At 63.8% G+C, this 17,603-nt stretch carries 17 protein-coding genes; 13 read left to right on the top strand and 4 right to left on the bottom strand.

Annotated features, from left to right (window positions below; translation table 11 throughout):
• The first annotated feature begins 96 nt into the window (after positions 1–96).
• The 4 genes from OPU69_RS07005 to OPU69_RS06990 all read left to right on the top strand — a co-directional run bounded on the left by OPU69_RS07005 (position 97) and on the right by OPU69_RS06990 (position 2,880).
• Positions 97–879, top strand: coding sequence for an SDR family NAD(P)-dependent oxidoreductase (locus tag OPU69_RS07005; protein ID WP_060979657.1), 783 nt, complete (start codon positions 97–99; stop codon positions 877–879).
• Between the two features lie 56 nt (positions 880–935).
• Positions 936–1,802: a crotonase/enoyl-CoA hydratase family protein gene (locus tag OPU69_RS07000; protein ID WP_498510008.1), complete on the top strand. Its 867-nt coding sequence runs from the start codon at positions 936–938 to the stop codon at positions 1,800–1,802.
• Positions 1,795–2,430, top strand: a complete 636-nt coding sequence (locus tag OPU69_RS06995) for a TetR family transcriptional regulator (RefSeq protein ID WP_060979655.1) — start codon at positions 1,795–1,797, stop codon at positions 2,428–2,430. The genes OPU69_RS07000 and OPU69_RS06995 overlap by 8 nt, the downstream gene beginning before the upstream one ends.
• 99 nt (positions 2,431–2,529) lie before the next feature.
• Entirely contained in the window at positions 2,530–2,880 is a 351-nt protein-coding gene (locus OPU69_RS06990) for a hypothetical protein (RefSeq protein ID WP_060979654.1), read from the top strand.
• A 176-nt stretch (positions 2,881–3,056) separates the two neighbouring features.
• On the opposite strand, the gene OPU69_RS06985 is transcribed toward OPU69_RS06990, so the two are convergent.
• Positions 3,057–3,431 (bottom strand): DUF2147 domain-containing protein, encoded by a 375-nt coding sequence (locus tag OPU69_RS06985; RefSeq protein WP_208598065.1) that lies wholly within the window; start codon positions 3,429–3,431, stop codon positions 3,057–3,059.
• Positions 3,432–3,581: 150 nt separating this feature from the next.
• Between OPU69_RS06985 and OPU69_RS06980 the strand changes: the two genes are divergently transcribed.
• The 3 genes from OPU69_RS06980 (at position 3,582) to OPU69_RS06970 (ending at position 6,746) form a co-directional block, all read left to right on the top strand.
• Positions 3,582–4,787 (top strand): parallel beta-helix domain-containing protein, encoded by a 1,206-nt coding sequence (locus tag OPU69_RS06980; protein WP_498510005.1) that lies wholly within the window; start codon positions 3,582–3,584, stop codon positions 4,785–4,787.
• The gene (locus OPU69_RS06975; protein ID WP_498510003.1) at positions 4,784–5,809 is read left to right on the top strand and encodes an SO2930 family diheme c-type cytochrome; all 1,026 of its coding nucleotides are present in this window, start codon (positions 4,784–4,786) and stop codon (positions 5,807–5,809) included. Before OPU69_RS06980 ends, OPU69_RS06975 begins: the two co-directional genes overlap by 4 nt.
• 64 nt (positions 5,810–5,873) lie before the next feature.
• Entirely contained in the window at positions 5,874–6,746 is an 873-nt protein-coding gene (locus OPU69_RS06970; protein WP_498510002.1) for an S-methyl-5'-thioadenosine phosphorylase, read from the top strand.
• Between the two features lie 8 nt (positions 6,747–6,754).
• Here OPU69_RS06970 and OPU69_RS06965 read toward each other — a convergent pair whose 3' ends face one another.
• Positions 6,755–7,624, bottom strand: a complete 870-nt coding sequence (locus OPU69_RS06965; protein WP_498510000.1) for an oxygenase MpaB family protein — start codon at positions 7,622–7,624, stop codon at positions 6,755–6,757.
• Between the two features lie 119 nt (positions 7,625–7,743).
• Here OPU69_RS06965 and OPU69_RS06960 point away from each other — a divergent pair, with 119 nt between their 5' ends.
• The 6 genes from OPU69_RS06960 to OPU69_RS06935 all read left to right on the top strand — a co-directional run bounded on the left by OPU69_RS06960 (position 7,744) and on the right by OPU69_RS06935 (position 16,104).
• Positions 7,744–10,368 carry an EAL domain-containing protein gene (locus OPU69_RS06960; RefSeq protein WP_066043987.1) on the top strand — a complete coding sequence of 875 codons (2,625 nt, stop codon included), beginning with the start codon at positions 7,744–7,746 and terminating at the stop codon, positions 10,366–10,368.
• A 65-nt stretch (positions 10,369–10,433) separates the two neighbouring features.
• Positions 10,434–11,057 carry a YceI family protein gene (locus tag OPU69_RS06955; RefSeq protein WP_060979649.1) on the top strand — a complete coding sequence of 208 codons (624 nt, stop codon included), beginning with the start codon at positions 10,434–10,436 and terminating at the stop codon, positions 11,055–11,057.
• 98 nt (positions 11,058–11,155) lie between these two features.
• Positions 11,156–12,955 carry an arylsulfatase gene (locus OPU69_RS06950; RefSeq protein ID WP_498509997.1) on the top strand — a complete coding sequence of 600 codons (1,800 nt, stop codon included), beginning with the start codon at positions 11,156–11,158 and terminating at the stop codon, positions 12,953–12,955.
• A 49-nt stretch (positions 12,956–13,004) separates the two neighbouring features.
• Entirely contained in the window at positions 13,005–14,030 is a 1,026-nt protein-coding gene (locus OPU69_RS06945) for a glutathione S-transferase family protein (protein WP_498509995.1), read from the top strand.
• Entirely contained in the window at positions 14,027–15,688 is a 1,662-nt protein-coding gene (locus OPU69_RS06940) for a sulfatase (RefSeq protein WP_498509993.1), read from the top strand. Before OPU69_RS06945 ends, OPU69_RS06940 begins: the two co-directional genes overlap by 4 nt.
• The gene (locus tag OPU69_RS06935; RefSeq protein ID WP_498509991.1) at positions 15,688–16,104 is read left to right on the top strand and encodes a hypothetical protein; all 417 of its coding nucleotides are present in this window, start codon (positions 15,688–15,690) and stop codon (positions 16,102–16,104) included. The genes OPU69_RS06940 and OPU69_RS06935 overlap by 1 nt, the downstream gene beginning before the upstream one ends.
• Here OPU69_RS06935 and OPU69_RS06930 read toward each other — a convergent pair.
• Both OPU69_RS06930 and OPU69_RS06925 read right to left on the bottom strand, forming a co-directional pair.
• Entirely contained in the window at positions 16,064–16,960 is an 897-nt protein-coding gene (locus tag OPU69_RS06930; RefSeq protein ID WP_498509989.1) for an SUMF1/EgtB/PvdO family nonheme iron enzyme, read from the bottom strand. The two genes, OPU69_RS06935 and OPU69_RS06930, sit on opposite strands and share 41 nt — an antisense overlap.
• Before the next feature lie 41 nt (positions 16,961–17,001).
• A complete protein-coding gene (locus tag OPU69_RS06925) occupies positions 17,002–17,586 on the bottom strand; it encodes a TetR/AcrR family transcriptional regulator (protein WP_067511877.1) in 585 nt (194 codons plus the stop codon).
• Positions 17,587–17,603: the final 17 nt, after the last annotated feature.

The following is a 17,603-nucleotide window of genomic DNA, read 5'->3' as shown; positions in this document are numbered from 1 at the left end:
AGGCACAATCCCGCTACCCCTCCGTCAGTCCTTCGGACTGCCACCTCCCCGCCGCGGGGAGGATTGAAATTTGATCATTCTTCAGGAGACACCTTAATGAAACTCGATTCCTCCATTTCCGCCGTCGTCACCGGCGGCGCTTCGGGCCTGGGCGCCGCGACCGCGCGCGCTCTCGCCGCCAAGGGCGTCAAGGTCGCCATTTTCGACCTGCAGGAAGAAAAAGGCACCGCGCTCGCCAATGAGATCGGCGGCGTGTTCTGCGAAGTGAACGTGACCGACGATGCCAGCGTCGACGCCGGTTTCGCCAAGGCCCGCGCCGCGATCGGTCAGGAGCGTATCCTGGTGAACTGCGCCGGTACCGGCAACGCCATCAAGACCGCCAGCCGCTCGAAGGAAGACGGCAGCATCAAGCATTTCCCGCTCGATGCGTTCAACTGGATCGTGCAGATCAACCTGGTGGGCACCTTCCGCTGCATCGCCAAGTCGGCCGCCGGCATGATGACGCTCGATCCGCTGCCCGATGGCGATCGCGGCGCGATCGTCAACACCGCATCGGTCGCGGCCGAGGATGGCCAGATCGGCCAGGCGGCCTATTCGGCATCGAAGGGCGGTGTCGTCGGCATGACGCTTCCCATCGCGCGCGACCTTTCGAGCGAAGCGATCCGCGTCAACACCATCCTACCGGGCATTTTCAATACCCCGCTGCTCGCCGCCGCGCCGCAGCCGGTCAAGGATGCGCTGGGTGCATCGGTTCCGTTCCCCAAGCGTCTTGGTGACCCGGAGGAATATGCGCAGCTTGCGCTGACCATGATCGAATGCGGTTATTTCAACGGTGAAGATGTCCGTCTCGACGGCGGCATCCGCATGGCACCGCGCTGATCGATAAAGCCCCGCTCGCGTGTCGGGCGGGGCCTATTCCTTTCCGGGAGGCTGGCATGGACTATAGTACGATCCGCTACGATGTGGCCGATGGCATCGCCACGATCACACTCAGCCGCCCGGAAAAGATGAATGCCTTCACCAACCGGATGATGGCCGAGATGATCGATGCGTTTGACGCGATCGATGCCGACGATGCCGTCCGTGCTGTGATCGTGACCGGCGAGGGCAGGGCCTTTTGTGCAGGCGCAGACCTGACCCCCGATGGCGGGGGCGGACCGTTTTCCAGCGACGATCCGGTTACCGATCTGTCCGACGAACGCGTTCGCGATGGTGGCGGGTTGCTGACGCTGCGGATCTTCCAGTGCAAGAAGCCGGTGATCGGTGCGATCAATGGCGCGGCCGTCGGCATCGGGGTGACGATGCAGTTGCCGATGGACATGCGGCTGGCCTCGACCAGCGCGCGCTTCGGCTTCGTCTTCGCCCGGCGCGGAATCGTGCCCGAGGCGGCTTCGTCCTGGTTCCTGCCGCGCCTGGTCGGGCAGCAACAGGCACTCGAATGGTGCATGACGGGGCGTGTGTTCGGCGCCGATGAAGCGCTCGCTGGGGGCCTTGTGCGTTCGGTGCATGCGCCCGAAGAGCTTATGCCCGCTGCAATCGCGCTCGCGCGCGAGATTATCGACAATACCGCGCCGGTTTCGGTCGCGCTGACCCGGGCGATGCTGTGGCGGATTCCGTCCGCGCCGCATCCAATGCACGCACACCGTGTCGACAGCCGTGCCATCTACACGCGTTCGCGTTCGGGCGATGCTGCGGAAGGCATTTCGAGCTTCCTCGAAAAGCGCGCGGCCAACTATCCCGACCGGGTTGCATCGGACATGCCGGAATTCTATCCATGGTGGGATGAACCCGGATATGAATAACGCTGCGCCCGAGAGTGAGCTCAATGCGCGCGACCAGCTGATCGAAGCCGCCAGCCAGATTATGCGCGATGGCGATCAGGTCGATCTGTCGCTGAGCGAGCTTTCCCTGCGCTCCGGGCTGAACAGCGCGTTGGTCAAATATTATTTCGGCAACAAGCAGGGGCTGATGCTCGCGCTGCTCGAACGCGACATGCGCAACATCGTCAACAGCCTCGATGCACTGCTCGCCAAGGACCTGCCGCCGGACGAGAAGTTGCGCGTGCATATCCGCGCGGTGATCGGAACCTATTTCCGCTTTCCCTATCTCAACCGGCTGCTGATGCGGATGGTGCGCGATGCCGCACCCGAAGTGTCGCGCAAGATCGCCGACGATTATCTCGTGCCGATTTCCAACGCCTATGAACGGCTGATCGAGGAAGGCGTGCAGAAGGGGCTTTTTCGCCCTATCGATGCGGGCCTGTTCTACTTCACCGTCACCGGGGCTGCAGACCGCTTCTTCTCCGCGCGGCTCGTGCTGCATCATTGCTTCGGTCAGTCCGAGATGACCGAGCAGATGCGCGACGATTATGCCGACCATACTCTGGATATCATCATGCCCGGCCTGTTGGTGAACCCAGGCAGCGCTTGACACCGGTTAACCGTAACGCCGGGACGAGCCGTTCGTTACATACGTTCGAATTACGGTAATAAACTTACAACTCTGAGCAATTTTCCTTAGAGCGGAGGAATGACCAATTCCGCCGCCCGATTCCCGAGTCACTCCGCCGACGCCGCCGATTCTGCGCGGGGCGTTTCTCGCGCCGTTTCTGCAATCGATGAGCAGGCGTTCGTCGAGGCCAGCGAGAAGCTCGCCAGGGCCCTGGATCACGCCGCGGCAGGACGCACGCATTCTGATATTGCCGAGGCACGGCTGCGCCTGCGCGAACTGGCGGTGAAGCTGCGCGATGCGGGCTATTGGCGTACCGACAAGCATGGTCTGCGCGCCACAGTGTCGCTGCTGTGGCAGGCCGATCGCTATGTCAGCGAGCTGGCACTGAAACAGGATCAGGCGGGTGGGGGCTCAACACCCCGGACATGAATTCGAGTTCTTCAGGCCTGCCGGGTCGCAAACGGAAGCAGGTATGGAGTGGCGGGTCGGCAGCGGCTTTGAGGCGAGCACTGCGCCGGCCCGCCAACATTTTGCACGATTTGAATGTTACTGTTTAATGACAGTCAAAATGCCAGAATGTAACCTGGCAAAAGCCGCGTGATACCTTATTTCGCCGCGGTCCAGGTCTGCGCCTGGCAGAACATCGCGATGCAGCCCTCAACGCTCAGTGTTCCATTCTTTCCTGCCGTCACGATCGACCTGTAGGTCTTGCCGCTTTCGGGATCGTAGATCTTGCCGCGCCACTTCTTGCCGTCGGGAACGAACCCGCTGAGAATGGGCAGGCCGACCAGCTTGCGCTTGCGCAACGCTGGATCGGGATTGTTCACATCGGTCGACACGCCATTCTTGGGCTGTTCGATGAACCGCGTCAGTCGTCCGCATATGTTCTGGCCGCACGGGGCGATCGTGACCACGGCGCGCTTGCCCTTGGTGTACCACTGACCCTGGATGGATTCGGATGCCTGTGCAGGGACAGCCATGAGGGACAGCGATGTCCCCAAAATAGCGGCGATTGCCGACCAGCGCATATTGTTCTCCATCCAGCTTGTGATTAGCCTGTCCGCCAATCCCGCGATAGCCGGGACGCCAGCCAGGAACTTGGCGAGGTCATAACGCGGGGAGAGACGGTGATGAAGCGGATTTTTGTGGGATTTGCATCGGTATTGGCCCTGACCTCGGCGGCGCCGATCCTGGCCAAAGAGCTTGCCGTCGCGCCTGGCCCTGGTGCGCAGGAGCGACTGCAGGAAGCGCTGATCCTGGCCCAGCCCGGCGATGTCGTGATGCTGGGCGAAGGACGCTTCGATCTCACCGACGGCCTCTCGCTTGATGTCGCGGGTGTCACGCTCAAGGGCGCGGGTCCCGAAAAGTCGGTGCTGAGCTTCAAGGGGCAGCTGGCGGCGGGCGAGGGGCTGCTGGTCACATCGGACAATGTGGTACTGCGCGATTTTGCGGTCGAGGACAGCCGCGGGGACGCGATCAAGTCCAAGGGCGCGGACAATATCGTCTATCACAATATCCGCGTCGAATGGACCGGCGGACCGAAAGAGACGAACGGCGCCTATGGCATCTACCCGGTCGAATCCGAAAATGTACTGATCGATTCGGTGCTGGTGATCGGCGCGTCCGACGCTGGCATCTATGTCGGCCAGTCGCGCAACATCATCGTGCGCGATTCGATCGCCCGATTCAATGTTGCGGGCATCGAGATCGAGAACAGCTTCAACGCCGATGTCCATGACAATGTCGCGACCAAGAATACCGGCGGCATCCTGGTGTTCGATCTGCCCAACCTGCCGCAACAGGGCGGGCATAATGTCCGCGTGTTCGACAATGTCGTGGTCGAAAACGACACGCCCAATTTCGCGCCGAAGGGCAATATCGTCGCCAGCGTCCCCGCCGGTACCGGCGTGATGGTTATGGCCAATCGCGATATCGAGATTTTCGACAATGTGTTCGATGGCAATGGATCGTCGAACATCATGATCATCGGCTATCGGCAGAAATTCGACGACGCGAAATACCAACCGATGGTCCGCAATGTCCGCATCAGCGACAATGCGCATGGCAAGACCGGATTTGCGCCGCAGTTCGCAGGCGGCGAGATGCTGGCAGCGGCCTTTGGCGGCAGCGTGCCGCCGATTATCTGGGATGGCGTGGGCGGGGCCGAAGCCAGGGTTTATTCGAGCGACGATGTGCCGGTGCTCAACCTGGGCATGACGAAATCGGACCAACCCATCGAGACAGCGCAGCCAGCGCTCGCCAAGCTCGCGGGCGACGCAGCGCCCACGCTGCCGAAGATCGTCATGCCCGACGCCATGGAAGCGGCCATCCGGTGAAACGCTGGCAAGGCCTGGCTGGCGGTGTTGCTGCGGCGTTGCTGGTAAGCGCGCTGCCGGCACCAGCGGTCATCAACGATTCCGCGATTACCGAAGCGGCGCTGCCGCGCAAACTGTCGGAGTTCGGATTCTTTGCAGGGCCCGGTGCGACCGATCCGGCCCCCGCGCTGGTGGCCTACAGCCTGCGTACCCCGCTCTTTTCCGACTATGCCGAAAAGCAGCGGTTCGTTTACGTGCCCCAGGGCGCGCGCATGTCCGCCAATGCCGATGGCCGGATCGAGTTCCCGGTGGGCAGCGCGCTGATAAAGACCTTCGGCTATGGCAGCGGTGCGGGTTTTCGCCCGATCGAAACGCGCGTCCTGCTCCGCCGGGCAAGCGGGTGGGAGGCCTTGCCCTATGTCTGGAACGCCGATCTGAGCGATGCCGATCTGAAGGTCGCGGGCACGCGGCTGCCGGTGACCGTGACCCGGGCCGATGGCCGGCGCAGCGAGATCAGCTATGCTGTGCCGAACAAGAACCAGTGCAAGGAATGCCATTCGTCCGCCGACGCAGTGGTGCCGATCGGTCCGATCGCGGCGAACATGGATTTCGCACCATCCGGCGCTGCGGCGTTCCGCAAGCGCATCGACTGGGCCGGAGCGCCGATCGCCGCCAACGGACCGATCTGGAACGAGGCTTCCACCGGCACGCTCGATCAGCGTGCGCGCGCCTATCTCATGGTCAATTGCGCGCATTGTCACAACCCCACGGGATCCGCGAGCAATTCGGGACTCTTCCTCAATTATGGCGCAGCGGCGGATCGCACCGCCACAGGCCTGTACAAGCGTCCGGTCGCTGCCGGGCGCGGCAGCGGCGGGCGTGAGTTCGCGATCCACCCGGGGCAGCCCGACCAGTCGATTATGATCCATCGCATGGGTTCGACCGAGCCGGGAGTCGCCATGCCCGAGGTCGGCCGATCGATGGTGCATGAAGAGGGCGTTGCGCTCATCCGCGAATGGATTTCATCGCTGCGTTCGGAATAGCCTTTGCGCGTCGCTCCAGCTGGTCTAGCAGACGGTCGAACCGGCGTTACAGGGGCAAAAGGCAATGAGCGAGTGGACCATCGGCGTGATCGGCGGATCAGGCCTTTATGCGATCGACGGGCTCGAGGATGCCCAGTCGATCCGCGTCGACAGCCCGTTCGGCGAGGCATCGGACGATATCGTCATCGGCACGCTCAACGGCCATAGGTTCGTGTTCCTTCCCCGTCACGGCAAGGGGCATCGCCTGAGCCCGAGCGATGTCAACGCGCGCGCCAATATCGACGTGCTCAAGCGTGCCGGTTGTACTGATATCCTGGCAATTTCCGCTATCGGCTCGCTGCGGGAGGAGCTGCCGCCGGGCCAGTTCGTGTTGGTCGATCAGTTCATCGACCGCACCGTGCACCGTCCGAGCAGCTTTTTCGGCACCGGCATGGTCGCCCATGTCTCGATGGCAGAGCCCGTCTGCCCCCGGCTGTCGGCGCTGGCCGCCGATGCTGCGCGAGCGGCGGGTGCGCCAGTGCACCAGGGAGGAACCTATCTGGCGATGGAGGGCCCGCAATTTTCGAGCCGGGCCGAGAGCCATATGTACCGCACCTGGGGCTGTGACGTCATCGGCATGACCGCGATGCCCGAGGCCAAGCTCGCGCGCGAGGCCGAGCTTCCCTATGCGCTGGTCGGCATGGTGACCGACTATGATTGCTGGCGCGAGGGCGAGGATCATGTCGAGGTCGGCGCGATCATCGCTCAGATGAATGCCAATTCGGCGAGAGCCCGCCAGCTGGTGATCGAACTGGCGAAGATGCTGCCTGAGAGGCGCGAGTCCAGCCCGATCGACACCTGTCTCGATTTCGCGCTGATCACTGCGCCCGAAGCGCGCGATCCGGCGCTGCTCGCCCGGCTTGATGCCGTGGCGGGGCGCGCGCTCAGGCCGCGCTGAAAAAGGGATCATCGCGCCGGACGCACCGTGCGTCCCGGCGCCAGCGCCCAGCGGGTGATCGCCGCGATACCCGTCGTCCCGCCGCGAACCGCGAGCCGCGCCGGTAGTGAGATCGACAGTCCGTGCATGTGGCGAGCCCAGCGCGGCAGCAGATCGACGCCGGCCTGCATCGTCATGTGATGGAACGGCGCAAGCTGCGGCGATGATGGCGGCTGGTTGAGCAGCAGATCCGCGATCTCGCGCGTCCGCTCGTCGAACCGGAGCCGGGGCCGCGCCTTGGCCACCAGCCGCTGCGCCTCGCGATGGCTATAGGGCACAGGGTCCGCACCCAGCAGCCGCCCGATCTGTGCCATCTCGGCGAAATAGCGGTCCCGCTCGGCCATGGTCATGTGCGGCTTGCGATAGCGGACATAGGCATCGAGAAAGCAGAGGCTCTCGGTCACATGCACCCAGGCCAGCGATGTCGGATCATTGGCTTTATAGGGCGTGCCATCGGGAAGGGTGCCGTGCACATGATCGTGAATGCGGCGAATGCGCGCGATCTCGCCCAGTGCCTGTGCGCGGTCGCCATAGGTGGTGCGGGCCAGAAATGCCGCGGTGCGCCGCAAGCGCCCACGCATGTCCTGGCGAAACACCGAATGGTCCCATACGCCCGCCAGCACCATGGGATCCAGCATCTGCATCAGCAGCGAGGCGATGCCGCCGATCATCATCGAGGTGACATCGCCATGTACCTGCCAGCAGACCGAGTGTGGGCCGAACAGCCCGCTATCCTCGCGCGAGATCTCGATCGTCTGCCCATCGGGTTCCGCAAAGATGCGGCGGATTTCGCTTCCGATGGAATCGCGCAAGCCTGGCATGCTGACAATATGGGGCATGCAAAGGGGTTTGCCAATCATGACCGCCTATCGTCTCATGCAGTCATAGCCGTTTATTCTACACGACTTGCCGGGCCGCGAGCCCCTCCATGGTAACGCTTTGCTAATCGCGCTTCTTTATGTCGTGGCAGATGTTTGGACAGAAGCAATCAGAACTGGCAACGGGAGACGCGCCAGCACCTGCTGTGCTGTCTGCAAGATCGCTGCTGGCGATCTGCGCGCTCTGGCCTGTGGTCATGGGTGTTCGCACTGTAGCGATGCTGCTGACGGCGGCGGCAACAGGATTTTCGCTGGCCAGCCTCAACCTGCCATTCGTGCTTGCAGCCGCCTTGTCGATCCTGATCGACCTCGTGATCTTCCTGCCCGGACGCAGCGATGCCATTCGCAAGATCCTCGGAGACAGCTTCCCGCCGATGCTGTCGGCAATCGTCTGCATGTCGACGGTCTGCTTCTCGTTTGCCGTGGTCAGCCTTGTGGCGCACGGCCAGGAAGCCGGCGTCCTGATCGGCATGATGGCGTTGCTGGGCGCGCTGCTTCCGACCCTGGCGGTCATGGTGCCGCATCGCATGCTGATGTTCTTTGCGTGTATGTCGACTGGACTCGGCGTGTTGCTCGCCGCCTGGGATCTGCGCTTTGCGGTGGGCACGCTGGTCTTTTTGCCGGCGATGCTGCTGATCGCGCTCATCCGCGGCAAGGACGATCGCGACGAGGAGGCGGCGCTCGATCTGCAGAAGCTCAACAACGAGCGCGCGCGCTGCCTGCTCTCCGATTACGAGAAATCCGGTCGCGGTTGGTTCTGGGAGACCGACCGCCAGGGCCGCATCGTCTATATCAGCGCCGAGGCGGTGACCGCGATACAGGCAGACCCGGCGACGATCATCGGCCAGCCCTTGAGCTCGGTCATCTGTTCGCCGGGTGCCGATGGCGGCGGCAGCGAACGGACGTTCAATTTCCACTTCTCCGCCCGCACCGCGTTCAGTGATCTCGCCGTGCGGGTCGCGCAGTCGGAAGAGGAACGGGCCTGGTCGCTTTCCGGCGCGCCGTTCTACAACGAGTTCGGCCAGTTCGTCGGGTTTCGCGGTCATGGCACCGACCTGACCGAGGTAAAGCGCTCGCACGAGGCGGTCACCCAGCTCGCGCGCTACGACAATCTCACCGGGCTTGCCAATCGCTTGTACATCAAGGAGCTGTTCGAGAAGGCGCTGGTCGGCCATCGCGGCGAGCCCAGCCCGTGCTCGCTGTTCCTGCTCGACCTCGACCGATTCAAGCAGGTCAACGACACGCTCGGCCATCCGATCGGCGATGCGCTGCTCAAGCAGGTGTCCGAGCGGCTCAAGCGCACCATCGGTGACAGCGGCGAGGTTGGCCGTCTGGGCGGCGACGAGTTCCAGGTCGTGCTGCCCGGCATCATCAGCGAGGACCGGCTGGCGGATATCGCGCGATCGGTGATCATCAATCTGAGCCATCCCTATATGGTCGAGGGCAACCAGATCGTGATCGGTGCTTCGGTGGGTATCGCCATTGCCGATGGACGTACCCATTCAGGGGCCGAGACGCTGATCCGCAACGCCGATCTTGCGCTCTACTCGGCCAAGGAAAACGGCCGCGGCATCTGGAAATTCTACAGCGAGGACATGCACAAGGTCGCGCATGAGCGGCGCGCGCTCGAGGGCGAGCTGCGCGCTGCGCTTCAGGCTGGCGGGATGAGCATCGCCTATCAGCCGGTGGTCAATGTTGCGACCGAAACGATCAGCGGGTTCGAGGCGCTCGCGCGGTGGAACCACCCGGTGCGCGGACCGATCAGCCCAGGCGTGTTTGTTCCCATTGCCGAAGAATCGGGCCTGATCATGCAGCTGGGCGAATGGGTGCTGCGCACCGCCTGTGCCGATGCTGCCACCTGGCCCCGATCGGTGCGTATCGCGGTCAACGTCTCGCCGATGCAATTTGCCGACCCTGCCTTCCCGTCGATCGTGCTCAACGCGCTCGCGCAGAGCGGGCTCGAGCCCGAGCGGCTCGAGCTGGAAATTACCGAGAGCGTGTTCCTCGACGACAAGCTCGATGCGACCCGCATCTTCGAACGGTTGAAAGGCATCGGCGTGCGCCTGGCGCTCGACGATTTCGGGACCGGCTATTCCGCGCTCGGTTATCTGCGCAGCGCACCCTTCGACAAGATCAAGATCGACCAGAGCTTCGTGCGCGGTGCATCGCAATCGGGCAGCGCCAACAGCGCGATCATCCGCTCGATCGTCTCGCTCGCCGAAGCGCTCAACATGGAAACCACCGCAGAGGGCGCCGAGACGATCGACGAGCTCGAACTGATCCGCTCGCTGGGGTGCAGCCATGTGCAAGGCTATATCTACGGCAAGCCGGTCGGGCTCGCTGAAGCCACCCAGCGTCTGGCCGGTGTCGAGAACCATGTCGAGCCGGTAGGTCACAAGCGCAGCCGCGAGACCCGCTACAAGGTGCTGCGCACGATCGGCATCTATCACGATGGCTATTGCTACCCGGCGCGGATCAAGAACATCTCGCCCGGTGGCGCGCTGATCGAGGGATTGTGGGACGTGCCGCCCGGTACCGAGTTCGAGATCGCGCTGGGGGCAAATCTGAAGGTGCGCGCGGTGGCACGCTGGTCGGTCGAAGATCGCTGCGGCCTGCAATTCACCGCGCCGATCAGCCTTGAACGCTTCCGCCAGTCCAGCCCGCCGCAAATCGCGACCGGCTATCCCGAACAGATGCGCGCATGAGGCGGTGACAGGCCGGTTGCGCAAGGTTAAGAACGGACGTCCAACTCAAGGCTGGAGTCTGCTGCATGATCCGTTCGCTCGTTCCCGTTTCCGCGCTGTCGCTCGCCCTGGTGGTCGCTGCCTGTAGCGCGGGTGCAGACAAAGCCGAGGCACCGCTGCCCGAAGGCGCCTGGCAGCTGGCGGCGGATCAGTCGAATGTCGGTTTCGTCTCGGTCAAGGCTGGCAATGTTGGCGAGGCGCACAGCTTCAAGAAGCTCTCCGGTTCGGTAGAACCCGATGGCACGGTGGCCGTCGCGATCGACCTGGCCAGTGTCGACACGGGGATCGATATCCGCAACCAGCGGATGCGCGACATGCTGTTCGAAGTCGCGAATTTCCCCGACGCCAAGCTCACCGCCAAGATTGATCCCAACGCGATCAAGGCGCTGAAGCCCGGCGAGCGCAAGACCATAGCCGTCCCGGTCACGCTCGATCTCCACGGCACGACAAATGCCATCGAGGCGCCGCTCACGGTGACCCGTTTGGCTGGCGATTCGGTGCTGGTCGAGACCGCCAAGCCGCTGATCATCGACGCATCCGCGGTCGGGCTGGAGGCCGGGGTCGGCAAGCTGCAGGAAATCGCCAAGCTTCCCGCGATCAGCACCGCCGTGCCGGTGACCGCATCCCTGGTGTTCAAGCCCAAGGGCTGAGGCCGGCACAGGCTCTGCCAAGAGCCGCTTGCGCCCGAGCATAATCTGTCATAGCCTCTGCCAAAAGGTGGTTGAACCCATCACGGCAGGGAGGATGCATGGCCGGGAAGAGGTTTCTCGCGGCAATTGGCTTGGCGCTGTCGCTGGCGGCGGCAGGGCCAACCGCGCCGCGTATGCCGACCGATCGCCCCAGCGGCCGTGCGTTCCCGAACCGTCCGCCCAATTTCGTCGTCCTGCTGGCCGACGACCTCGCGCTGATGGATCTCGGCATCTTTGGCGGCGAGGCGCGGACGCCCAACATCGATGCGCTGGCGCGGCGCGGACGCATGTTTACGCGCTATTACACCTCACCGCTGTGCTCGCCTTCGCGCGCCATGCTGCTGACCGGGCTCGACAACCACCGCACCGGTGTATCGACCATACCCGAGGTGATCCCGAACGAGCATATCGGCAAAAAGGGCTATTCGCTGCGCTTCGAACCCGGTGTCACGACCATTGCCAGTCGGCTGAAGCAGCGCGGCTACCGTACCTTCATGACCGGCAAATGGCATCTCGGCCACGAGGCTGGGGACCTGCCCAATGCGCATGGTTTCGACCGGTCGTTCGTGCTCGATGCATCGGGCGCGGACAATTGGGAGCAGAAATCATACATGCCCTATTATGCCGATGCCCCCTGGTTCGAGGACGGCAAACCGGCACGCCTGCCCAAGGACTTCTATTCCTCACGCTTCCTGATCGATCGAATGGTCGATTATCTGGGCGAAGGTGACCAGCAAAAGCCGTTCCTTGCCTATATCGGCTTCCAGGCGATCCATATTCCGGTCCAGGCGCCGCCCGAATTCACCCGCAAGTACAAGGACACTTATCGCGAGGGTTGGGCCGCAATGCGCAAGGCGCGCTGGGAACGGGCGCAAGCGAATGGACTGATTCCGAAGGGGGCACCGCTCGCCGATCCGCCCAAGGGCTTGCGCCAATGGGAAAGCCTGTCGGGCGAGGAACAGGCGCTGTTCGCGCGCAACATGGCGATCAATGCGGGCATGATCGAGGCGATGGACCACCATATCGGACGGCTGGTCGCGCATTTGAAGCGCACCGGCGAGTATGACAACACGGTGTTCGTGTTCACCTCCGATAATGGACCCGAGCCCAGCAACCCGCTCGCGACGTCGCGCACCATGCAATGGTGGCTCGACAATAACGGCTACAGCGTCTCGGCCGACAACTGGGGCGGCAAGGGCACCTATGCCTTTATCGGCCCCGAATTCGCCAATGCCGCTGCCTCGCCCGGTGCGATGTTCAAATTCTATAGCGCCGAGGGTGGGCTGCACGTGCCGATGATCATGGCGGGGCCAGGCATCGCGCCTGCCGCCCCCAGCGCCGCGATGACCACGGTGAGCGACATCGCGCCGACGCTGCTTGCGATGGCGGGCGGCGCGCCCGATGCGAGCGCTTTCGATGGCCGCTCGCTGGTGCCGCTGCTCGCCGGGCAGGCCGATGCGGTGCGCACACCGGAGACCGCGACGGGCTTCGAGGTCTCGGGCAACGCCGCGCTCTTCAAAGGCAGCTACAAGCTGGTGCGCAACCTCAAGCCCTATGGCGATGGCATCTGGCGGCTGTACGATATCGGCTCCGACCCCGGCGAGACCCGCGATCTGAGCAAGAGCGACCCTGCGAAGTTCAACGAGATGATGGCCGAATATCGCGTCTATGCGAAGCGCAACGGCGTGCTCGAGATGCCCGATGGCTATGACTCCACGATGCAGATCGGCAAGAATACCGTGCGCAAGATGGCTGCGCGCTACTGGTACGTCCTGCTGGGCGCAGGCGTGCTGATGCTCGTCCTGCTCTATGGTGGCTATCGCCTGCTCCGCCGGAAAGGACGTGCGCGCCCTGCTTGACCCGTTCGTATTATTGACATAGCCTGTGACAATAAAAGCGGAGGAGAGAATGGCTGTCGAACTGCTCGGGGCACCGGGATCGCCCTATACGCGCAAGATGCTGGCGCTGCTGCGCTATCGCGGGATCGACCATCGCATGATCTGGGGCAGCCATATGCAGCCACCCGCAGGCTATCCGGTGCCCAAGGTCAAGCTGCTGCCCACCTTCTATTTCGGCGAGGGCGATGCGCGCGAGGCGGTGGTCGATTCGACGCCGATCATCCGCAGGCTGGAGGCGGAACATCCTGGCCGTTCGGTGCTGCCCGAAGACGAGCTGCTCGGCTTTCTCGACCTGCTGATCGAGGATTTTGCCGACGAGTGGATGACCAAGATGATGTTCCACTATCGCTGGCATTTTGCGGCCGACGCCGCCAATGCCGGACCGCTGCTGATCTTCTGGCAGAGCCCGACCTATCCCGATGATCAGGCGCAGCAGATGGCCGACGGCTTTGCCAGGCGGCAGATCGACCGGCTGTATGTCGTGGGCTCCAACGACATCACCGCGCCGATCATCGAGGCGAGCTACGCGCGGCTGATCGGCATTCTCGACCGGGCGATCGCGCGCACGGGCTTCGTGCTGGGCACGCGGCCTTCGGCGGCGGATTTCGCGATCTATGGCCAGCTGACCCAGCTCGGCATCGTCGATCCCACGCCTGCCGCGATCATGGCCCGGTCGACGCCGCGGCTGCGCGCCTGGCTCGACAGGGTGGAGGACCTGTCTGGCCTGCCCGACGGGGCCTGGCTCGATCACGATGCGCTGGGCGACCAGCTCGGCGAATTGCTGACCGAGATCGGGCGCGTCTATGCACCGTTCCTGATCGCCAACGCCCGAGCCGCCGCTGCCGGGCAGAGCGATTTCGAGACCGAGATCGATGGCAAGCGCTGGACGCAGCCGGTCTTTCCCTATCAGGCCAAATGCCTGGTCACGCTTCGGGCTGCACGCCAGGCGCTATCGGCCGAGGCGCGGGATCGGCTCGATGCGCTGCTCGGCGGAACCGGTTGCGAGGCAATGTTCGCCGAGGAGGCGGTGGCATGATCAAGCGCATCCTGTTCGGCCTGCTGCTGGTCATCGTCGCGGGTGGCACCTGGGCCTGGTTCAACAAGAGCAAGGTCCTGCTGTTTGCCGCATCGCATATGGGCAAGCACGAAATCGCGCCGAACGAACCGGTGGTCTGGCAAAAGGGTCCCGAAACTGCGGCGCTGCCCGCCGACAAGCGCCCTCCCAATATCGTGTTCATCCTGGCCGATGATCTGGGCATCAACGACATCTCGACCTTCGGCGGCGGCGTAGCCGGCGGCAAGGTGCCGACGCCCAATATCGACCGGCTGGCGGCGGAAGGCGCGATCTATTCGCAGGCCTATGCCGGGACCGCGAGCTGCGCCCCGTCGCGCGCGATGATCCTGACCGGGCGTTACCCCACGCGCACCGGGTTCGAATTCACCCCCACGCCCGACGGCATGGGCCGCATCGTCAAGGCGCTGTCCGACGAGATGGATTCAGGGCTGCCGCCGGTGACCTATCTCGACGCGGCGGTGGAAGGTGCCCCCGATTTCGACGGGCAGGGCCTGCCGGGCAGCGAACGGACGATCGCGGAAATCCTCAAACCCGCAGGCTATCACAGCGTGCATATCGGCAAATGGCATCTGGGTGACGGTCCCGAATTCAGCGCCAATGCACAGGGGTTCGACGAAAGCCTGTTGATGGCGAGTGCGATGCATCTGCCCGAGGACGATCCCAATGTCGTCAACGCCAAGGTCGATTTCGACCCGATCGACAAGTTTCTCTGGGCGCGGATGCAATTCGCCACCAGCTATAATGGCGGCAAGTGGTTCAAGCCCGGCGGCTATCTCGCCGATTACTGGACCGACGAGGCGATCAAGGTGATCGAGGCGAACCGCAACCGCCCGTTCTTCCTCTATCTGGCGCACTGGAACGTTCATACCCCGCTTCAGGCGACAAAGGCGGATTATGATGCGGTCGGCGACATCAAGCCGCACCGCCTGCGCGTCTATGCGGCGATGGTCCGCGCGCTCGATCGCTCGGTCGGGCGCATCATGCAGTCACTCAAGGACCAGGGTCTCGACGACGACACCATCATCGTCTTTTCCAGCGACAATGGCGGGGCGGGCTATATCGGGCTGCCGCAGGTCAACGCGCCGTATCGCGGATGGAAGCTGACGCTGTTCGAGGGCGGCATCCGCGTGCCGATGTTCGTGCGCTGGCCGGGACGGATAGCGCCGGGAACCAGGGTCGACACGCCGGTTGCGCATATCGACCTGATGCCGACCTTCGCCAGGGCAGGCGGCGCGAAGCTGCCCGCCGGCCTCCAGATCGATGGCGTCGACTTGCTTGGCCCCGATCCCGCCAATCCGGTCGGCAAGCGGCCTGACGATGCCATCTTCTGGCAGAGCGCCTATTATCGCGTGGTGCGCCAGGGCGACTGGAAGCTGCAGGTGACGGAACGCCCGCGCAAGACCTGGCTGTTCAACCTGAAGGACGACCCGACCGAGAAGCGCGATCTTGCTGCGGCGAATCCGGCCAAGGTCGCCGAGCTCAAGGCTCTGCTCGCCAAGCACCAGCAGGGCGCGCGCAAACCGCTCTATCCGCACACGATCGAGGCTCCGGTCGCGGTGGACAAACCGCTCGGAGTGAAGTTCAGGAAGGGCGACGAGCTCGTCTACTGGCCGAACTGATGGCCGCACTGCTACCCCGGTCGGAGCCGGTTGCCGCGTCGGCTCCGTCGCGCTTCCTCGTTCTGTGCGGGGTGCTGGCGGTGGTGCCCGGCATGATCCATGTCTTCCTGCCCGATGGCGGGGCGGGGGTGATCGCGGGGATCGACCTGTCGCGCGATGCTGCCCGCACCGTTTCGATGTTCGCCTGGGCCGGCGCGACGCAGATCGCATGGGGGCTCATGATGCTCGCGATCGGCCTGTGGTATCGCGGGCTGGTGCCGCTGGCGCTCGCGCTGCTGCTGCTCGAAAAGACGCTGCACGCCTTGAGCTTCTGGGTGCTCAAGCCCGGCGATCATCATCCGCCGGAAAGCTATGTTGTGCTGGTGGCAGTGCCGGTTATCGGGCTGTTCCTGGCGCTGGCGCTGCGGCGTCCCTGACGATGCGGAAGCCGATATGGTGGGAGGAGAAGTCATTCTCCTGCGGCTGGCGCGCGGCGGGGCGATAGCGCGCGCAGAAGTTCGCCGCGCACAGCCAGCTGCCGCCCTTGATGATCATGTGGGCGTCGTCCGCCGGGCTGTCGGTCCATTCCCAGACATTGCCGATCAGGTCGTGCACCCCGTTGCGATCGGCCGGGAAGCAGCTGGCAGGGGCCGTGCCCGAAAAGCCGTCCTTGCCCTCATCCTTGACCGGGAAGACACCCTGCCAGTGGTTGGCGCGCGGCACGCCCTTGTCGTCAATGGCGCCGGAAAAGCGGTTGGCGGGATCGGGCAGGCCGCTGCTCGCGGCATATTCCCATTCCTCCTCGCTCGGCAGACGGCCGCCCGCCCATTTTGCATAGGCCCGCGCGTCGGCAAACGTGACATGCACGACCGGATGGCGGCCCTTGCCATCGATGGACGACCCCGTGCCCTCCGGCGCTCGCCAGGTTGCGCCCTTGCGCAGCACCCATCGACCGTTCATGCCCTTTGCATCGCGTGTGAACACGGCCGATCCTGCGCGCGGGTCATTGCTGGTTGCGGCTCTTTCTGCTTCCGTGACATAGCCGGTCGCCTCAACGAAGGCGGCGAACTGGTCATTGGTGACCTCGTGCGCCTGGATCGCGAACCCCTCGACCCTGAGCCGCATGGACGGGCGTTCCTCGGGATAGAGCGGATCGGCACCCTTGACATAGGAGCCAGCAGGCAGGGGAATGAATTTGCCCGGCTCGAACACGTCCGCAGGGCATTCGCGCCCAGCTGGCTCAGTGCGCCCACTATCGGGTTCCGACTGCGAACCGCAGCCTGCAACCGCCATGATCAACGCGGCCCCGGCAAGCCAGAACGCGCGCCGCAAGCTTAGTCCACCAGCCGCGAAATTGTCAGCCGCACGACGTCGGCGGCCTGATCGGTGCTGAGGCCCTGATCCTGGCGCAGTCGCCGCCAGGTCTGAAAGCCGGCGCACATCTCGATCGCCGAGAAGCGGGTTGCATCCTTGCGGATAGTGTCGGGCAGCACCCCTTCCAGCCCGGTGCGCTCGAGATGCACGAAGCGTTCGTAATTCAGCATCAGATAGTCCGAGCTGAATCGGCGGATGCTCGCGGCAATCTTGAGCGGCATGATGCGTTCGTAAATCATTGCGCGCCGATCCAGCAGTTGATCGAGCTGCGCGCGCCAGCCTTCGCCGGTGAATGGTTGCTGGATGATCGGCATGATCTCTGCCTCCATCCGCTCGGTCATCTCACTATAAAGGCTATCCATTTCCTCGAAATGGCGGAATACGGTGCGCGCGCTGACGCCTGCCTTTTCGGCGATTTCGGCAGCGCTGGGCTCCATCTTTCCAGCCATGATGATGTCGAGCATGGCATCGACGATCGCCTGGCGGCTACGCTCGCTGCGCTGTTTGCGGCCATCGGGATGGCGCGGTGGGGGTGTCTGGATCATGTAAAACCGCTTATCCC

It is taken from the genome of Blastomonas sp. 34TW (genome assembly GCF_059803595.1).
Note: the sequence above shows the minus strand (reverse complement) of the source record. Positions and strands in the feature narration are given on the sequence as shown.

Coding starts and splice junctions, on each gene's coding strand:
- OPU69_RS06965 (WP_498510000.1), bottom strand. CDS start 7,624: ATGCCCCATATTGTCAGCATGCCAGGCTTGCGCGATTCCATCGGAAGC.
- OPU69_RS06985 (WP_208598065.1), bottom strand. CDS start 3,431: ATGGCTGTCCCTGCACAGGCATCCGAATCCATCCAGGGTCAGTGGTAC.
- OPU69_RS06930 (WP_498509989.1), bottom strand. CDS start 16,960: ATGGCGGTTGCAGGCTGCGGTTCGCAGTCGGAACCCGATAGTGGGCGC.
- OPU69_RS06990 (WP_060979654.1), top strand. CDS start 2,530: ATGACCAATTCCGCCGCCCGATTCCCGAGTCACTCCGCCGACGCCGCC.
- OPU69_RS06970 (WP_498510002.1), top strand. CDS start 5,874: ATGAGCGAGTGGACCATCGGCGTGATCGGCGGATCAGGCCTTTATGCG.
- OPU69_RS06940 (WP_498509993.1), top strand. CDS start 14,027: ATGATCAAGCGCATCCTGTTCGGCCTGCTGCTGGTCATCGTCGCGGGT.
- OPU69_RS06945 (WP_498509995.1), top strand. CDS start 13,005: ATGGCTGTCGAACTGCTCGGGGCACCGGGATCGCCCTATACGCGCAAG.
- OPU69_RS06980 (WP_498510005.1), top strand. CDS start 3,582: ATGAAGCGGATTTTTGTGGGATTTGCATCGGTATTGGCCCTGACCTCG.
- OPU69_RS06935 (WP_498509991.1), top strand. CDS start 15,688: ATGGCCGCACTGCTACCCCGGTCGGAGCCGGTTGCCGCGTCGGCTCCG.
- OPU69_RS07000 (WP_498510008.1), top strand. CDS start 936: ATGGACTATAGTACGATCCGCTACGATGTGGCCGATGGCATCGCCACG.
- OPU69_RS06955 (WP_060979649.1), top strand. CDS start 10,434: ATGATCCGTTCGCTCGTTCCCGTTTCCGCGCTGTCGCTCGCCCTGGTG.
- OPU69_RS06995 (WP_060979655.1), top strand. CDS start 1,795: ATGAATAACGCTGCGCCCGAGAGTGAGCTCAATGCGCGCGACCAGCTG.
- OPU69_RS06925 (WP_067511877.1), bottom strand. CDS start 17,586: ATGATCCAGACACCCCCACCGCGCCATCCCGATGGCCGCAAACAGCGC.
- OPU69_RS06960 (WP_066043987.1), top strand. CDS start 7,744: ATGTCGTGGCAGATGTTTGGACAGAAGCAATCAGAACTGGCAACGGGA.
- OPU69_RS06950 (WP_498509997.1), top strand. CDS start 11,156: ATGGCCGGGAAGAGGTTTCTCGCGGCAATTGGCTTGGCGCTGTCGCTG.
- OPU69_RS07005 (WP_060979657.1), top strand. CDS start 97: ATGAAACTCGATTCCTCCATTTCCGCCGTCGTCACCGGCGGCGCTTCG.